Source organism: Kitasatospora sp. NPDC058184 (assembly GCF_042883725.1).
GTDB lineage: Bacteria > Actinomycetota > Actinomycetes > Streptomycetales > Streptomycetaceae > Kitasatospora.
This window is the reverse complement of record NZ_JBHVVE010000016.1, coordinates 115,681-130,539: the sequence shown is the minus strand read 5'-3', so window position 1 is coordinate 130,539 and position 14,859 is coordinate 115,681. Positions and strand designations below refer to the sequence as shown.

The following is a 14,859-nucleotide window of genomic DNA, read 5'->3' as shown; positions in this document are numbered from 1 at the left end:
ATTGACGCATGGCATCTCGTGCACGTGTACGCGCCCCCGAACTGGTCGGGGCAGGCGGTTGGCTGAACACCGGCGGCAAGGAGCTCACGCTCGCCGACTTCCGGGGCAAGATCACCATCCTGGACTTCTGGACCTTCTGCTGCATCAACTGCCTGCACGTCCTGGACGAGCTGCGGGAGCTGGAGGAGGCGCACCGCGACACCGTGGTGATCGTCGGGGTGCACTCGCCGAAGTTCGTGCACGAGGCCGACCACCAGGCCGTGGTCGACGCCGTCGCCCGCTACGAGGTGCACCACCCGGTGCTGGACGACCCGGCGCTGGCCACCTGGAAGCAGTACGCCGTCCGGGCCTGGCCGACGCTGGTGGTGATCGACCCGGAGGGCTACGTGGTCGCCCAGCACGCCGGCGAGGGGCATGCCCACGCGCTGGCCCGGCTGGTCGAGGAGTTGGAGGCCGAGCACGCCGCGAAGGGCACGCTGCGCCGCGGCGACGGCCCGTACGTGGCGCCGGAGCCGACCGCGGGGAGCCTGAAGTTCCCCGGCAAGGCGGTCCGGCTGCCGAACGGCCACTTCCTGGTCGCCGACTCCGGCCACCACTCGCTGGTCGAGCTGGCCGAGGACGGCGAGACGGTGGTGCGCCGGATCGGCGACGGGCAGCGCGGACTGGTGGACGGCGACGGCACGGACGGCGCCGGCCCGCGGTTCAGCGAGCCGCAGGGCCTCGCGCTGCTGCCGGAGGGCTCGGCGTACGACGTGGTCGTCGCCGACACCGTCAACCACGCCCTGCGCGGCGTGCGCCTCGCCGACGGCCTGGTGACCACCCTGGCCGGCACCGGCCGCCAGTGGTGGCAGGGCTCGGCCACCGAGGGCCCGGCCCGCGAGGTGGACCTCTCCTCGCCGTGGGACGTCGCCTGGTTCGACGGCCGGGTGTGGATCGCGATGGCCGGCGTGCACCAGCTGTGGTCGTTCGACCCGGCCGCCGACACGGTCGCGGTCGCGGCCGGCACCACCAACGAGGGCCTGGTGGACGGGCCCGCCGCCGAGGCCTGGTTCGCCCAGCCGTCCGGCCTCGCGGTCTCCGCGGACGGCGAGCGGCTCTGGGTCGCCGACTCCGAGACCTCCGCGCTGCGCTGGGTTTCACGTGAAACAGGGGCGGTCCGGACCGCCGTCGGCACCGGCCTGTTCGACTTCGGCCACCGCGACGGCGCGGCCGACCAGGCGCTGTTCCAGCACCCGCTGGGCGTCACCGTGCTGCCGGACGGCTCGGTGGCCGTCGCCGACACCTACAACCACGCGCTGCGCCGCTACGACCCGGCCAGCGGTGAGGTCAGCACGCTGGCCACCGACCTGCGCGAGCCCTCCGGGGCGGTGCTGGTGGACGGCGACATCGTGGTGGTCGAGTCGGCCCGGCACCGGCTGACCAGGCTGCGGCTGCCGGAGGAGGCGGTACGGGTCGAGTCGGTGGCGCACCGCACCCGCCGCGCGGCCACCGAGGTCGCCCCGGGCGCCTTCCGGCTGGACGTGGTCTTCGAGGCGCCGAACGGCCAGAAGCTGGACGAGCGCTACGGCCCGTCCACCCGGCTGCTGGTCAGCTCGACCCCGCCCGAGCTGCTGGTCTCCGGCGCGGGCGCGGACACCGACCTCTCCCGTGAGCTGGTGCTCTCCGCCGAGGTCGCCGAGGGCGTGCTGCACGTCTCGGCGATGGCCGCCTCCTGCGACGACGACCCGGAGATCGAGTACCCGGCCTGCCACGTGCACCAGCAGGACTGGGGCGTGCCGGTGAAGCTGGTCGCCGACGGCGCCCGCCGCCTCCCGCTGGTCCTGGCCGGGATGGAGTAACCCGGAACGACCCGCATCCGAACAACGCGGAAGGGGCCCGGCGGACGACCGCCGGGCCCCTTCCGCGTCCGCCGTCAGCCCTCCAGGAAGGCCTTGAGCGCGCTCGCCAGCAGGTACGGGTCCTCCGCGCCGCACAGCTCGCGCGCCGAGTGCATGGAGAGCGCCGCGATGCCGCAGTCCACCGTCTTGATGCCCAGCCGCGCCGCCGTGATCGGGCCGATCGTCGTACCGCAGGGCATGGCGTTGTTGGAGACGAAGGTCTGCCACGGCACGCCCGCCTTCTCGCAGGCGGCCGCGAACACCGCCCGCCCGACGCCGTCGGTCGCGTAGCGGTTGTTGACGTTGACCTTGAGGATCGGCCCGCCGTTCGGCATCGGGTGGTGGCCCGGCTCGTGCCGCTCGCTGTAGTTCGGGTGGACGGCGTGGCCCATGTCCGAGGAGAGGCAGACGGTGCCGGCGAGGGCCCGGGCGCGGTCCTCGGTGGTGCCGCCGCGCGCGTGGACCGTCCGGTCCAGCACGGTGCCGAGCAGCGGGCTCTGCGCGCCGGTGTCGGACTCGCTGCCGGTCTCCTCGTGGTCGAAGGCGGCCAGCACCGGGATGTACGGCAGGCTGGCGGCGCCCTCGGCGGTGGCGACGGCGGCGAGCGCGGCGGTGGCCGCGTGCACCGAGAGCAGGTTGTCCAGGCGCGGGGCGGCCAGCAGTTCGCGGTCGCGGCCCAGGTAGGAGGCGGGCTGGACGTCGTGGGTCATGAGGTCCCAGCCGGCCACGTCGGCGGCGTCCAGACCGGCCCGCTGGGCGACGTAGGAGATCAGCGCGCCCTCGTCGACCGGGCCGAGGCCCCAGATCGGGGTGAGGTGGCGCTGCTTGTCGAGCTTCATGCCCTCGTTGACCTGGCGGTCCAGGTGGATGGCGAGCTGCGGCACGCGCAGCAGCGGCTCGTCCAGCTGGACCAGCCGGGCGGTGCCGTCCTTGAGCGCGAGCCGGCCGGAGAGGCCGAGGTCGCGGTCCAGCCAGGTGTTCAGCGGGACGCCGCCGTAGATCTCCACGGCGACCTGCCGCCAGCCCTCCGAGCCGGTGTCCGGCACGGGCTTGACCCGCAGGTTGGGCGAGTCGGTGTGGGTACCGACGATCCGGAACGGCGTCTCGGGGCCCGCTCCCTCCGGCAGGTACCAGGCGATCAGCGCGCCCCCGCGGATCAGGTAGCGCCCGCCGGCCGCGTCGTCCCACGCGTCCGTCTCGGCGACCTGCCGGAAGCCCGCCTTCTCCAGCCGCTCCGCGGCGCTCGCCACCGCGTGGTACGGGGAGGGTGAGGTGCCGAGGAACGCGATCAGGTCGTCGCTGTGCGTCCGGTCGAAGAATGCCTGGCGGGCGGCGGTCGACATGCTGCTCCTGGGTCGAGTGAGGGCCGAAGCCGGATGGGGAGTCGGCTTCGCACCTGAGCATATGCCCGTACACGGACAGGGCATTCGGAACACCTGGTTCGGTGCACGACCCGGACACGACCGTGAACCGCCGCGCACGGTCGGAGCTTTCCGCCGCCGGACGCACGCCCGGACGCACACCCGGACCACGGCCCCGGACGCACGCCCCGACCACGGTCCCGGACGCACCGAAGGGCCCGGTGGCAGCCGGGCCCTTCGGTGCGAGGGTGTGTCAGGCGGTTCGAGGGGTGCGCGGGCCCGGACGGGCCCGGCGGTCCCGGACGGGCCTAGAAGGCCTCCTCCGCCAGGTCCATGATCTCGTTGTCGATGCCCTCGGCGATCAGGCGCTGCGGGGTGACGGTCGGCAGGACGTTCTTGGCGAAGAAGCGGGCCGCCGCGACCTTGCCCTGGTAGAACGGGACGTCCTTCTCGGAGGCGCCGGCCTCCAGCTTGGCCAGGGCCACCACGGCCTGGCGCAGCAGCAGCCAGCCGACCACGACGTCGCCGGAGACCATCAGCAGGCGGGTGGTGTTCAGGCCCACCTTGTACATGTTCTTGACGTCCTGCTCGACCGAGGTCAGGTCGGCGATCAGCTTGCCGACGATGGCCGCCAGGTCCTCGGCGGCCTTGCCGAGCAGCTTGCGCTCGGCGGCCAGGGCGTCGCCGCCGGCGGCCGAGTCGACGAACTTCTGGATCTGCTCGGACAGCGCGGTCAGCGCCTGGCCGCCGTCCTTGACGATCTTGCGGAAGAAGAAGTCCTGGCCCTGGATCGCCGTGGTGCCCTCGTACAGGGTGTCGATCTTGGCGTCCCGGATGTACTGCTCGATCGGGTACTCCTGGAGGTACCCGGAGCCGCCGAAGGTCTGCAGCGACTGGGCGAGCTGCTCGTAGGACTTCTCCGAGCCGTAGCCCTTGACGATCGGCAGCAGCAGGTCGTTGAGGCGCTCGGCGGCCTCGTCGTGCTCGCCGCGCAGCTTGGCGGCCATCATGTCGTCCTGGGTGGACGCGGTGAACAGCACCAGCGCGCGCATGCCCTCGGCGTAGGCCTTCTGGGTCAGCAGCGAGCGGCGCACGTCCGGGTGGTGGGTGATGGTGACGCGCGGGGCGGTCTTGTCCAGGAACTGCGAGATGTCGGCGCCCTGCACGCGCTCCTTGGCGTACTCCAGGGCGTTCAGGTAGCCGGTGGAGAGGGTGGCGATGGCCTTCGTGCCGACCATCATCCGGGCGAACTCGATGATCTTGAACATCTGGCGGATGCCGTCGACCTTGTCGCCGAGCAGCCAGCCCTTGGCCGGGTGCTTGGCGCCGAAGGTCATCTCGCAGGTGTTCGAGGCCTTGAGGCCCATCTTGTGCTCGACGTTGGTGGCGTAGACGCCGTTGCGCTCGCCCAGCTCGCCGGTCTCCCAGTCGAAGTCGAACTTGGGGACGATGAACAGGCCCAGGCCCTTGGTGCCCGGCTTGCCGCCCTCGGGGCGGGCCAGCACCATGTGGATGATGTTCTCGGACATGTCGTGCTCGCCCGAGGTGATGAAGCGCTTGACGCCCTCGATGTGCCAGGAGCCGTCCTCCTGCTGGATCGCCTTGGTGCGGCCGGCGCCCACGTCGGAGCCCGCGTCGGGCTCGGTGAGGACCATGGTGGAGCCCCACAGGCGGTCGGTCATCCGCTTGGCGACCTCGAGCTGCTCCTCGGTGCCCTCCTCGGCGATGACGCCGGCGAAGGCCGGGCCGGAGGAGTACATCCAGATGGCCGGGTTGGAGCCCAGGATCTGCTCGGCGAAGGCCCAGATCAGCGAGTTCGGGGTGACCTGGCCGCCGATCGACTCCGGGATGCCCAGGCGCCACCACTCGGCGTCCATGAAGGTCTGGTAGCTCTTCTTGAAGGTGGCCGGGATCGGCGCGGTGCTGGTCTCCGGGTCGAAGACCGGCGGGTTGCGGTCGGTGTCGGCGTAGGACGCCGCGAGGTCGTTCTCGGCGAGGCGCGCGATCTCGCTGAGGATGTTCTTCGCGGTCTCGACGTCCATGTCCGCGAACGGTCCGGTGCCGTACACCTGCTCGCGGCCGAACACCTCGAAGAGGTTGAACTCCACGTCCCGCAGGTTGGACTTGTAGTGACCCATGGCCGTTATCTCCGGTTCGTCGCTTCCGGGAGACCGCCGCGTTCCGGCGTCCCGTACCCACCAGTAGGCATCATGATGCTACCCAGCGGTAACTTGGGCAAGCCCCCGCCGGCGAATCCGCTATGAACGTGGTCACGTCCCACAGCCGACGCGGCCACTCCTTGTCAGGATCGGTGCCAGCGGAGAGGGGTGCGCTCCCGCTAGCCTGTCCGTGTGTACGGATATGACCAGAACACATACCCGGGCGACCCCTACCAGCAGCAGGCGGGACCGCAGCAGGGCATGAACGGCATGCCCGGACCCGACGCCTACGGCGGGCAGTCGCAGGCCCCCCAGCAGTCCCTGTACCCCGAACCCTCGCCGCCCTCACTCGCGGACGCCGTCCGGGCCTTCACCACCGGCTCGATGGCGGTCGAGGACTTCCAGGCGATCTTCATCACCTCGAAGGTGCACTGCCCCCGCGGCGACCGCCCCGGCTTCCTGGCGCTGCACAACACCCCGACGCCGGTGATCCCGATGTTCAGCTCGCTGAAGGAGCTGCGCCGCTACGCCGGCAAGGACTCCAAGCACTTCACCGTCACCGGCGCCGAGGTCCTGGACCTGCTGCCGACCGGCTACGGCTTCGCGCTGGACATGGAGGGCGAGCACCGGATGGTGTTCGACGCCAAGGCCGTCGAGCAGATGGTCGACTTCACGATGCGCCGGATGTACGGCTGAGCCATGCTGGACGAGGAGCCCTGCGCTCCTCCGTCACTACATAGTTCAACTTTCAACTTGCTTGTTGTTGAGGATTGAACTAATCTCATGGATGTAGGCCAGACACCCCCCGAAGGAGGCCGACATGCCCGCCGTGACCGTCGACAACCCGCTGACCCTCCCGCGCGTCACCACGCCGGACCCCGCCGTCACGAGCGCACGGCCGGTCCTCACCGTGGCGACCGCCCCCGAGGGCTACGAGGGCGAGGGCTTCCCCGTCCGCCGCGCCTTCGCCAGGATCAACCAGAAGTACCTCGACCCGTTCATCATGATGGACCAGATGGGCGAGGTGGACTACGCGGCCGGCGAGCCCAAGGGCACCCCCTGGCACCCGCACCGCGGCTTCGAGACCGTCACGTACATCATCGACGGAACGTTCATCCACCGGGACTCGCACGGCGGTGGCGGCACCATCACCGACGGCGACACCCAGTGGATGACGGCCGGCTCCGGCCTCCTGCACATCGAGACCCCGCCGGAGTCCCTGGTGCAGTCCGGCGGCCTCTTCCACGGCCTCCAGCTGTGGGTCAACCTGCCCGCCTCGGACAAGATGATCACCCCGAAGTACCAGGACATCCGCGGCGGCAGCGTCAAGCTGCTCAGCACCGAGGACGGCGGCGCGCTCCTGCGCGTCATCGCCGGCGAGCTGGACGGTCACCAGGGCCCGGGCACCACCTTCACCCCGATCACCATGATCCACGCCTCGATCAACCCCGGCGCCCAGATCACCCTGCCCTGGCGCGCCGACTTCAACGCCCTCGCCTACGGCCTCGCCGGCAACGGCTCGGCCGGCACCGAGCACCGCCCCTTCCACCGGGGCCAGGCCGTCGTCTTCGGCGACGGCGACTCGATCACCCTGCGCGCCGACGAGAAGCAGGACTCCCGCGACAACAACTTCGAGGTCGTCCTCCTCGGCGGCCTCCCGATCCGCGAACCCGTCGCCCACTACGGCCCGTTCGTGATGAACAGCCACCGCGAGCTCCAGCAGGCCATGGAGGACTTCCAGGCCGGCCGCCTCGGCACCATCCCCGCCGACGGCCACTGAGCCCGCCCGCTCGCGAGGGCCCGGACCGCACCCGGTCCGGGCCCTCGCGCGTCCACCGCCTACAGCAGCGCGTACAGGGCCGAGGCGTCGTCGTGCGTCTTGCCGCGCGGCCAGCGCTCGCAGCCGGCGTCCGCCCGCTCCACCGCCCGGACCTGGGCGATCAGCTCGCCCGGCCCGGACTCGGCGAGCAGCCGCAGCACGTCGCCCCAACTGCCCAGCCCGAAGCGCTCGGTGTAGCGCGAGGCGCCGTCGGTGAGGGCGGCCAGCGCGTGCAGCCGGTCCAGCCGGACGGAGCCGGTCTCGGCGTGCTCGGCCGCCCGAGGGCTGGCGGCGGCGATCCACGGTCCGTTGCCCCGGTTGCGGGCGGCGCGCACGGCCAGCACGTACTCCAGGTGCAGCGCGGCCCGCTCGGCCGAGCCGGGGACGGTCTCCCAGACCTGCCGGCGCAGCTCCTCGCCGCCGGGGAAGCGCTGGTTGTCCCCGATCACCTTCGGCGGGCCGTCCTTGAACTCCAGCACCAGCAGGGAGTCGCCGAGCACCAGGTACTCCAGCGCCTCGCCGTGCCGCCGGGCCGCGACGACCATCGCGGCGGGGGTGTTCGGGTGGGCCAGGTCGCAGCGGCCGCCGTGCAACGCGGCCGTCTCCACGATGGCGTCGGCCAGACAGTCGGCGATCGAGCGGTCCGCCCGGTCGGTGAGCCGGGCGAGCAGGTGCACGCCCAGCCGGCGCACGTACCAGGCCGTCCCGTGCCGGCATCCGGACTCCAGGCCGACCGGCGAGCTCGCGCCGTCCAGCAGGACCAGCGCCTCCGGCGAGGCCACCGCGAAGTCCTCGCTCTCGCGGTCGGGCCGCCGTGCTTCCCCTGCGAGCTGTAGCTGCATCCCGACAGTGTGGCCGCCGCCCCCGGCCCGCGCCCAGACCCGTGCGCCGGTGTGGCGCGGGCCGGGGGCCGGCGCCCGGTGGCAGCCGGGGTGATTCGGCCATACCGTCGGACAGTGACCGGACGATTCGGCCAATCGGAGCGGGTCGGGTTTGGGATCACCTTCGGGTGTCCGGGCGGCCCGCGACTGACGAGGAGCGGAAGATGTTCTGGGAGTTCATCGTGTTGCTGGCCGCCTCGCTCGGCTTCCCGACCGCCGCACTGCTCTTCCTGATCGGCGGCCCGCGCTTCCCCGACGAGCAGCGCGGCCCCGAGAGCCGGGGCGCCGGGGCCGCCCGCCGCCCGTAGGGCCTGCCCGACCGCGGACGCGGGCCGAAGGCAGGCCCCGGGGTTTCCGGAATCCCCTGTGTTCCGGAAACCCCGGGGCCACCACCGCCGTTACGGCTTCCAGGCCGGGTCGCGGCCGAGCAGTGCCAGGGCGCGGTCGAACCGGCCGGTGCCGCCGCCGGGTTCGAGCCCCGGGGCGAAGGCCCGGCCCGGCGCCCGGTGTTCCTCGGTGTTCGGGACGGCCTCGGTCACCGTCAGCAGCGCGGTGGCCAGCGCGTCGTCGCCGTCCACCGCGGCGACCAGCGCGTCCTGGGTGCCGAGCGCGGCGGCGACGTCCCAGCCGTGCACCAGGGTGTCCAGCAGGTGGAAGCCCACCGCCTGGGTGAGCGGGAAGGGGCCGCCGTCGCGGATCTCGGCCAGCCAGATCGGCCGGTCCGCGGTGGACGCCTCCCGGAAGGCCGCGGTGAGGTCGGTCCCGGTGCGCCGGAAGGCGCCCGCCGGGTCGGCGCCGAGCGGGGCGTCCGCGAACAGCGCCAGGTCCGGCCCGGCGCCGCGGGCGGCCGCGGCGAAGCCCTGGTGCTGGCCGACGCAGTGCTCCAGCAGCTTGCGCAGTGTCCACCCCGCGCAGGGGGTGGGCAGGTCGAGCTGGTCCGGCCGTAGGCCGTCCACCACCTGGACGGCCAACTCCATGGCCTGTGCGTGCAGTTCGACAATCCTCATACGACAGCGACCTCCCGGCCGGCAGAGATGAATCCGATCACCTGATCAACAACGGTCGGCTCCGCGATAATCCTGCTGTGGCCCAGGTCCTGAGTGATGGTCAGCTCCAGCCGCTCCCCGTACGCCTCGCGCAGCCGGTACGCCTCGCTCGGTGGGACGACGGTGTCGCCCTCGTCGTGCACGACCAGGACCGGCCCGTCGACCGCCTCGACCCGGCGGGCCGCGTCGAAGCGCTCCCAGCCCCCGGCGTCCCCGCCGAACAGCTCCCGCTCGATCCGCTCCCGCAGCGCCCGCTCGACCTCGGCGTCCAACCCGAGCCCGGCACAGAACGCGGCCGGGAAGAAGCCCACCCGGGACACCCCGGAGACGGCCGCCAGCCGGCCCGCCCGCAGGCCGTCGGCCAGCGCCCCGAAGGCCGCGCAGACGCCCAGCGAGTGCGCCAGCACGGCCTCGAACGGCCCGTACCGCTCCTGGAGGCTCAGCGCGAGCTCGCGGTACTCCGGCACGCCGGTGGTCCGGCCGCCGGAGTCGCCGTGGCCCGGCGCGTCGAAGGCGACGACGCTCAGCCCGAGCGCCCGCAGCCGGGGCACGTACGGGGCGAACCGGGAGGCCCGGGAGCGCCAGCCGTGCAGCAGCAGGACCGGCCGCTCGCCGCTGCCCCAGCGGTAGCCGACCACCGCCTTGCCGTTCACGGCGAGCCGCTCGGTGGCCGCCCGGCCGTGCACCTCCCGCTCCGACGCGCGCACCCGGCTGCGCCGGACCGGGTGCGTGAACAGCTCGAAGGCGGCCCGCCCGGCCAGGCCGGGGGCGATCCGGGCGGTGGGGTTGAGGGTCGTACGGATCAGTCCGCGGGTCGGGTCCATCGGGTCTCCCTGCTCTCGCGCTCCTTGTCCTGCCTCGTTCGCGGCGAGATATTAGCACGACCGTTCGTGCAGTTTTTAGGGCTTTCCGAGGCCGCCCCGGTGCACCCACTACCCTGGGCGGCACGCAGGGCGAGCGGAACAGACGAGCAGAACAGGGGCGCGGACGATGGCCGGAACGACCACGGACGGACGGGTCCTGCGCGGCGAGGAGACCCGCCGCGCGGTGCTGCGCCGCGCCGTCGGGATCGCCTCCGTCGAGGGCCTGGACGCGCTCTCCATCGGCCGCCTCGCCACCGACCTCGGGCTCAGCAAGAGCGGCGTCTTCGCCGGCTTCGGCTCCAAGGAGGAGCTGCAGCTGGCCACCGTCCGCGCCGCCCGCCGGATCTTCGCCGACGCCGTCGTCGCCCCGGTCGCCGACACCCCGCCCGGCCTCGCCAGGGCCCGTGCCCTCTGCGAGAGCTGGCTGGCCTACTCCCGCGCCCGGGTCTTCCCCGGCGGCTGCTTCTTCTACGAGGTCACCGCCGAGTTCGACGCCCGCCCCGGCGCCGTCCGGGACGCCCTGGCCGGCTGCGCCCGGGAGTGGTCCGACACCGTCGTCGAGACCCTCGCCGCCGCCCGGGCGGCCGGCGCCCTGCGCCCCGACACCGACCTCGGGGACCTCGCCTTCGCCCTGATCGCCGTCCTGGAGACGGCCAACTCCCAGGCCGTGCTGCACGACGAGGACACCCCGTACGAGCGGGCCGGCCGCCTGCTGCTGCGCCTGCTGCGCGCCGAGGCCGCCGACCCGGCCGACCCGGCGCTCGCCTAACGCTCCGTCAACACCCTTTCAACGAACGCCGCTTGGGCCAGCAGAAGCTCGTCCCCGCCGGGCGCGCCGACCACCTGGAGGCCCAGCGGCAGCCCGTCCCCGGTCCGCCCGGCCGGCAGGCTCAGCGCCGGGCGCCCGAGGAAGCTCCACGGCAGCGACATCACCGCGTCCCCCGTGCTGTGCAGGCCCTCCGGCGCCCCGCCGGTCGCCGAGGGCGCCAGCCACAGGTCCACCCCGGCCGCCGCGCCCGCCGCGGCCACCCGCTCGCGCAGCCGCTCCCGGAACCGCAGGGCGGCCTCCCGGTCCTCGGCCGCGACGCCCCGGCCGACCCGGATGCCCGCCGCCGTCTCCGGCCGGTAGAGCCCGCCGAAGCGGGCGAACCAGTCGGCGTGGCCGCGGGCCAGCTCGAAGCGGTTGACCGTCTGCAGCTGCCGGGCGACCTCGGCGAAGTCCGGGAACAGCTCGACCCGGCGCACCGTGAGCCCGGCCCGCGCCAGCCGGGCCAGCTGCTCCTCGAAGGCGCGCAGCGCGGCCGGCTCGGCGCACTCCAGGTACGTCCCGTCCGGCACCCCGAGCACGGGCGGCCGGACCTCCCCGGCGCCGATCCGGTCCGGGGAGGGAAGCCGGCCGTCGCCCCGCCAGTCGTCGCAGAGCAGCGGGGCCGCCAGGGCCGCGCCCGCCAGGTCGGCGGTGAAGGTCCCCAGGGTGTCGAGGCTCGGCGCGTTCGGGATCACCCCCGCGATCGGGATCCGCCCGTACGTCGGCCGGAAGCCCACCACCCCGCAGTACGCGGCCGGGCGGATCACCGAGCCGACCGTCTGGGTGCCGATCGCCAGCGGCACCAGCCCGGCCGCGACCGCCGCCGCCGAACCGCTGCTGGAGCCGCCCGGGGTGTGCCCCGGACGGTGCGGATTGCGGGTCGGACCGGGGGCGCTCGCGGCGAACTCGGCGGTCACCGTCTTGCCCGCGACCATCGCCCCCGCCGCCAGCAGCCGGTCCACCACCACGGCCTGCGGCCCGGCCAGCACCCCGGGCGGCAGCGCCGAACCGCCGTGCGTGGGCAGCCCGTCCACGTGCACGATGTCCTTGACGCCCACCGCCACCCCGTACAGCGGCGGCCGCCGGTCGGGCTCCGGGTACCGCACGGCCAGCTCGCGCGCCCGCGACCGCAGCCGGTCGTACCGCCCGGGCTCCGGCACGAACGCGTGGATCAGCGGGTGCACCCGCTCGACCAGCGCGCACAACCGGTCCACGTACTCGGGAAGTTCCGGCACACCGGCGCGCAGCCCGGCGGCCTCATCGGTCAACGGCGACGGCCGGACGAGGGATTCCTCCATGCCGAGCACGGTAGCGCCGTTTACGGGTGCTCGGCCGCCAGGTACGGCGCCTCGCGCAGGAAGTACGCCCCGCAGGTGTGGCAGCACAGCTCCGGGGTCTTCCCCCAGTCCACCGCCTCCCGCACCCGCGCGGCCGGGTCGAGCTCGCGGCCGCACATCGCCACACTCTCCTCGCCCCGGACCATGTGCCACAGCCGCACCCCGCCGGCCTCGCCGCCGGCGCCGTACTCGGCCCGCATCTGGTGCATCATGCCCCCATCGTCCGACCGCCGCGCACACCCGGCAACCGGAGCGGAACCGCCGGTCGGCGGCCCGTACGGCCCACCCCCGGCCGGCTCACCGCGGACATCCGGAGCATCTCTCTCCGTAACATCCACGTTGACTGGGCCTACCGCCCGGCCGAGACTTGTCGTGCGTACGCTCCACACTCGGCTACGGGGGGAACCGATGGGCGATGCACAGCTTTTGACGATCGATCATCTTTCGAGAATGCGCGCGGCGGCCGACCGGGTCAGGGGGCTCTCCCAGCGCCGCGCCCAAGTCCTCGAACTCATCGGAACCGACCTGTCCAACCAGGAGATCGCCGCCGAACTGCGGATCGAGGAGCGGACCGTCAAGGCGCACACCGCCGCCCTGTTCGAGCAGCTCGGCGTGTGCTCGCGCATCCAACTGGCCCAGGCAGCCCTGCTGTTCCGGCTGGAGGACTGTACCTGAGGACACTGGTGGACCGTCCGGCCCGGTGCTGAGATGTCCTGGCCCCACTCGGGGCATCGGCAACTACCCTCCGCACCAAGAGAGATGGGACTCACCATGCTCAAGAACCGGATGGGCCGCGTGGCCACCGTGGCGGCCGCCGCCGTCGCCGCGCTGACCCTCGGCACCGGGGCCGCCAACGCCCTCTACGTCAGCGACTACACCACCGCCGCCAACATCCGCAGCGGCCCGTACACCAACTCCTCCATCAACGGCATCGGCTACCCGGGCCACGGCACCAACGACTGGTGCTTCACCAACGGCTCGACCGTCAACGGCTGGTCCTACTGGGACAGCAACACCGACCGGAACACCGGCGTCTGGGGCTACACCCACGAGGACTACATCTCCGGAGCCCGCACGGGCCAGACGACTCGCTGCTGATCCGCCCCACCGCACCACGGCCCTCTTCGCCCCACCGCTAATGGGGCGAAGAGGGCTCCGCCCGAGACTACCGGCCCGCCCACCCGATGAGGTCCACTCGTGAGGTCCCACCGCCGCACCGCCCTGGTCGTCGCCGCCACCGGGCTCGCCCTGCTCACCGGCTGCTCCTCCGGCGGGAGCGCCGCCCCGACCACCGGCGGAACCGGCGGCCAGGCCGCCGCGCCCGCCCTGACCGCGACACCCACCCCGACGACCGTGGCCGACACCCAGCAGCTCCCGCTGCGGGCCTTCGCGGCGAGCCCCCAGGAACTGACCGGCATCGCGAAGGCGCAGGGCCTGCTCACCCAGGACTGCATGAAGCGGCTCGGCTTCGCCTCCTGGCAGCCGAACAACGCCGACCTCACCAAGGCCGGCAAGGACGACATGCCCACGCCGTACGGGTTCCTCAACGAGGCGCAGGCCGCCCAGTACGGGTTCCACCAGCCCGGCACCGCCGGAGGAGCCAAGGTCGGCAGCGGCAGTCCGATGAACCCCGCCGAGTTCACCGCGCTGTCCGGGCTGAAGTCCCCCACCGGCGGCGAGCCGGCCGACGGCAGCACCCCGCCCGGCGGCTGCACCGGCGAGGCCGACCGCAAGCTCAAGGGCGACAAGCCGCCCGCCGCCGACGTCTACGGGGACCTCACCGGCCAGTCGATGAACCGCACCAAGGCGGACGCCCGGGTGGTCGCCGCCACCACCGAATGGGCGTCCTGCATGAAGCAGCGGGGCTACGCCTACGGCAACCCCGAGAGCCTCAGCACCGAGTCCTGGGGCCCCACGGTGACCCAGCGGGAGATCGACACCGCCAAGGCCGACGTCGCCTGCACCCGGCAGACCAACCTCTCCGGCATCGCCTTCGGCGTCCAGAGCGCCATCCAGAAACAGCTGATCGAGCAGCACGACAACGAGCTGAAGGCCTACCGCGCCGCCATCCAGTCCCAGCTCGACCAGGCGGCGACGGTGCTGCGGGAGCACGGCCAGTGAGCCGCGCCCGGCCCGGCCGCCCGGCGCGGACGGCCGCCGCCGCCCTGGCCTGCGCCGCCGTCCTGGCCGCCGCGGGCTGCTCCGGCACCTCCTCGGCCGCCCCGGACCGCACCACCGCCACCGGCCCGAACGGCGAGCGGCTGACCGCGGTCGGGGACGACCTGCGGCAGCCGTACCTCGCCTACTGGGACGAGTGGACGAAGGTCGCCCGGGCCGGCGACGTCGCCGCCGCGCCGCTGGACGCCCACGCCGACGAGCCCAACCTCTCCATCCTTCGCGCCTCGGTGGACCAACTGCGCCAGGAGGGGCAGCACATGAGCGGCGAGGTGAAGCACCGGCTGCTCGGCGTGCGGACCGACGGGGAGGCCCGCCGGCTGTACGACTGCGTCGACCTGAACGCCTGGCGGATCGTGGACACGGGCACCGGCCACGAGATCAGCCAGGTCGGCCAACGCCCAGAACAGCTCAGCATCATGACGATGCGTCGGATCGACGGGGTGTGGAAGGTCACCGACATCCAGAACCCGCTGCCGTGCCCCGGGGGCACCGCCGCCGCGCCCCGCAGCAGCTGACCCCCGTCCGAGCGC

General features: G+C 73.2%; 16 protein-coding genes. 9 read left to right on the top strand and 7 right to left on the bottom strand.

Annotated elements, in window-relative coordinates; translation table 11 throughout:
* The first annotated feature begins 8 nt into the window (after positions 1–8).
* Positions 9–1,838, top strand: coding sequence for an NHL domain-containing thioredoxin family protein (locus ACFVXH_RS27780; RefSeq protein ID WP_387828238.1), 1,830 nt, complete (start codon positions 9–11; stop codon positions 1,836–1,838).
* 74 nt (positions 1,839–1,912) lie between these two features.
* Here the strand turns inward: ACFVXH_RS27780 and ACFVXH_RS27775 are convergent, their stop codons facing one another.
* Positions 1,913–3,220, bottom strand: a complete 1,308-nt coding sequence (locus ACFVXH_RS27775) for a M18 family aminopeptidase (RefSeq protein WP_074002034.1) — start codon at positions 3,218–3,220, stop codon at positions 1,913–1,915.
* Positions 3,221–3,546: 326 nt separating this feature from the next.
* Positions 3,547–5,376 (bottom strand): acyl-CoA dehydrogenase, encoded by a 1,830-nt coding sequence (locus ACFVXH_RS27770; protein ID WP_074002033.1) that lies wholly within the window; start codon positions 5,374–5,376, stop codon positions 3,547–3,549.
* 213 nt (positions 5,377–5,589) lie between these two features.
* Here ACFVXH_RS27770 and ACFVXH_RS27765 point away from each other — a divergent pair, with 213 nt between their 5' ends.
* Together ACFVXH_RS27765 and ACFVXH_RS27760 are read left to right on the top strand one after the other, a co-directional pair.
* On the top strand, positions 5,590–6,093 hold the full coding sequence (locus ACFVXH_RS27765) for an SseB family protein (protein ID WP_049651062.1): 504 nt from the start codon (positions 5,590–5,592) through the stop codon (positions 6,091–6,093).
* Positions 6,094–6,217: 124 nt separating this feature from the next.
* Positions 6,218–7,177: a pirin family protein gene (locus ACFVXH_RS27760; protein WP_049651061.1), complete on the top strand. Its 960-nt coding sequence runs from the start codon at positions 6,218–6,220 to the stop codon at positions 7,175–7,177.
* Between the two features lie 59 nt (positions 7,178–7,236).
* On the opposite strand, the gene ACFVXH_RS27755 is transcribed toward ACFVXH_RS27760, so the two are convergent.
* Positions 7,237–8,058, bottom strand: a complete 822-nt coding sequence (locus ACFVXH_RS27755) for a protein phosphatase 2C domain-containing protein (protein ID WP_063780134.1) — start codon at positions 8,056–8,058, stop codon at positions 7,237–7,239.
* Positions 8,059–8,261: 203 nt separating this feature from the next.
* Between ACFVXH_RS27755 and ACFVXH_RS27750 the strand changes: the two genes are divergently transcribed.
* Entirely contained in the window at positions 8,262–8,405 is a 144-nt protein-coding gene (locus ACFVXH_RS27750; protein ID WP_158077691.1) for a hypothetical protein, read from the top strand.
* A 90-nt stretch (positions 8,406–8,495) separates the two neighbouring features.
* On the opposite strand, the gene ACFVXH_RS27745 is transcribed toward ACFVXH_RS27750, so the two are convergent.
* Together ACFVXH_RS27745 and ACFVXH_RS27740 are read right to left on the bottom strand one after the other, a co-directional pair.
* On the bottom strand, positions 8,496–9,104 hold the full coding sequence (locus tag ACFVXH_RS27745) for a TIGR03086 family metal-binding protein (RefSeq protein ID WP_387828232.1): 609 nt from the start codon (positions 9,102–9,104) through the stop codon (positions 8,496–8,498).
* Positions 9,101–9,967 (bottom strand): alpha/beta hydrolase, encoded by an 867-nt coding sequence (locus ACFVXH_RS27740; RefSeq protein ID WP_387828229.1) that lies wholly within the window; start codon positions 9,965–9,967, stop codon positions 9,101–9,103. The genes ACFVXH_RS27745 and ACFVXH_RS27740 overlap by 4 nt, the downstream gene beginning before the upstream one ends.
* Before the next feature lie 166 nt (positions 9,968–10,133).
* On the opposite strand from ACFVXH_RS27740, the gene ACFVXH_RS27735 reads away from it, so the two are divergent.
* Entirely contained in the window at positions 10,134–10,775 is a 642-nt protein-coding gene (locus tag ACFVXH_RS27735) for a TetR/AcrR family transcriptional regulator (RefSeq protein WP_074002030.1), read from the top strand.
* On the opposite strand, the gene ACFVXH_RS27730 is transcribed toward ACFVXH_RS27735, so the two are convergent.
* Positions 10,772–12,112 (bottom strand): amidase, encoded by a 1,341-nt coding sequence (locus ACFVXH_RS27730; RefSeq protein ID WP_387828226.1) that lies wholly within the window; start codon positions 12,110–12,112, stop codon positions 10,772–10,774. The two genes, ACFVXH_RS27735 and ACFVXH_RS27730, sit on opposite strands and share 4 nt — an antisense overlap.
* 20 nt (positions 12,113–12,132) lie before the next feature.
* A complete protein-coding gene (locus ACFVXH_RS27725; protein ID WP_049657159.1) occupies positions 12,133–12,363 on the bottom strand; it encodes a hypothetical protein in 231 nt (76 codons plus the stop codon).
* A gap of 238 nt (positions 12,364–12,601) precedes the next feature.
* On the opposite strand from ACFVXH_RS27725, the gene ACFVXH_RS27720 reads away from it, so the two are divergent.
* The 4 genes from ACFVXH_RS27720 to ACFVXH_RS27705 all read left to right on the top strand — a co-directional run bounded on the left by ACFVXH_RS27720 (position 12,602) and on the right by ACFVXH_RS27705 (position 14,844).
* The gene (locus ACFVXH_RS27720) at positions 12,602–12,826 is read left to right on the top strand and encodes a response regulator transcription factor (RefSeq protein ID WP_049657156.1); all 225 of its coding nucleotides are present in this window, start codon (positions 12,602–12,604) and stop codon (positions 12,824–12,826) included.
* An 84-nt stretch (positions 12,827–12,910) separates the two neighbouring features.
* On the top strand, positions 12,911–13,249 hold the full coding sequence (locus ACFVXH_RS27715; protein WP_074002028.1) for a hypothetical protein: 339 nt from the start codon (positions 12,911–12,913) through the stop codon (positions 13,247–13,249).
* Positions 13,250–13,348: 99 nt separating this feature from the next.
* Complete coding sequence (locus ACFVXH_RS27710) at positions 13,349–14,272, top strand: hypothetical protein (RefSeq protein WP_387828221.1); 924 nt, start codon at positions 13,349–13,351, stop codon at positions 14,270–14,272.
* Positions 14,269–14,844, top strand: coding sequence for a hypothetical protein (locus ACFVXH_RS27705; RefSeq protein ID WP_387828218.1), 576 nt, complete (start codon positions 14,269–14,271; stop codon positions 14,842–14,844). The genes ACFVXH_RS27710 and ACFVXH_RS27705 overlap by 4 nt, the downstream gene beginning before the upstream one ends.
* The last annotated feature ends 15 nt before the right edge of the window (positions 14,845–14,859 follow it).

Excerpts from the sequence above, each read along its gene's own strand:
- ACFVXH_RS27780 (WP_387828238.1), top strand. The coding sequence starts at position 9 with ATGGCATCTCGTGCACGTGTACGCGCCCCCGAACTGGTCGGGGCAGGC.
- ACFVXH_RS27775 (WP_074002034.1), bottom strand. The coding sequence starts at position 3,220 with ATGTCGACCGCCGCCCGCCAGGCATTCTTCGACCGGACGCACAGCGAC.
- ACFVXH_RS27770 (WP_074002033.1), bottom strand. The coding sequence starts at position 5,376 with ATGGGTCACTACAAGTCCAACCTGCGGGACGTGGAGTTCAACCTCTTC.
- ACFVXH_RS27760 (WP_049651061.1), top strand. The coding sequence starts at position 6,218 with ATGCCCGCCGTGACCGTCGACAACCCGCTGACCCTCCCGCGCGTCACC.
- ACFVXH_RS27755 (WP_063780134.1), bottom strand. The coding sequence starts at position 8,058 with ATGCAGCTACAGCTCGCAGGGGAAGCACGGCGGCCCGACCGCGAGAGC.
- ACFVXH_RS27750 (WP_158077691.1), top strand. The coding sequence starts at position 8,262 with ATGTTCTGGGAGTTCATCGTGTTGCTGGCCGCCTCGCTCGGCTTCCCG.
- ACFVXH_RS27745 (WP_387828232.1), bottom strand. The coding sequence starts at position 9,104 with ATGAGGATTGTCGAACTGCACGCACAGGCCATGGAGTTGGCCGTCCAG.
- ACFVXH_RS27740 (WP_387828229.1), bottom strand. The coding sequence starts at position 9,967 with ATGGACCCGACCCGCGGACTGATCCGTACGACCCTCAACCCCACCGCC.
- ACFVXH_RS27735 (WP_074002030.1), top strand. The coding sequence starts at position 10,134 with ATGGCCGGAACGACCACGGACGGACGGGTCCTGCGCGGCGAGGAGACC.
- ACFVXH_RS27730 (WP_387828226.1), bottom strand. The coding sequence starts at position 12,112 with ATGGAGGAATCCCTCGTCCGGCCGTCGCCGTTGACCGATGAGGCCGCC.
- ACFVXH_RS27725 (WP_049657159.1), bottom strand. The coding sequence starts at position 12,363 with ATGATGCACCAGATGCGGGCCGAGTACGGCGCCGGCGGCGAGGCCGGC.
- ACFVXH_RS27720 (WP_049657156.1), top strand. The coding sequence starts at position 12,602 with ATGCGCGCGGCGGCCGACCGGGTCAGGGGGCTCTCCCAGCGCCGCGCC.
- ACFVXH_RS27715 (WP_074002028.1), top strand. The coding sequence starts at position 12,911 with ATGGGACTCACCATGCTCAAGAACCGGATGGGCCGCGTGGCCACCGTG.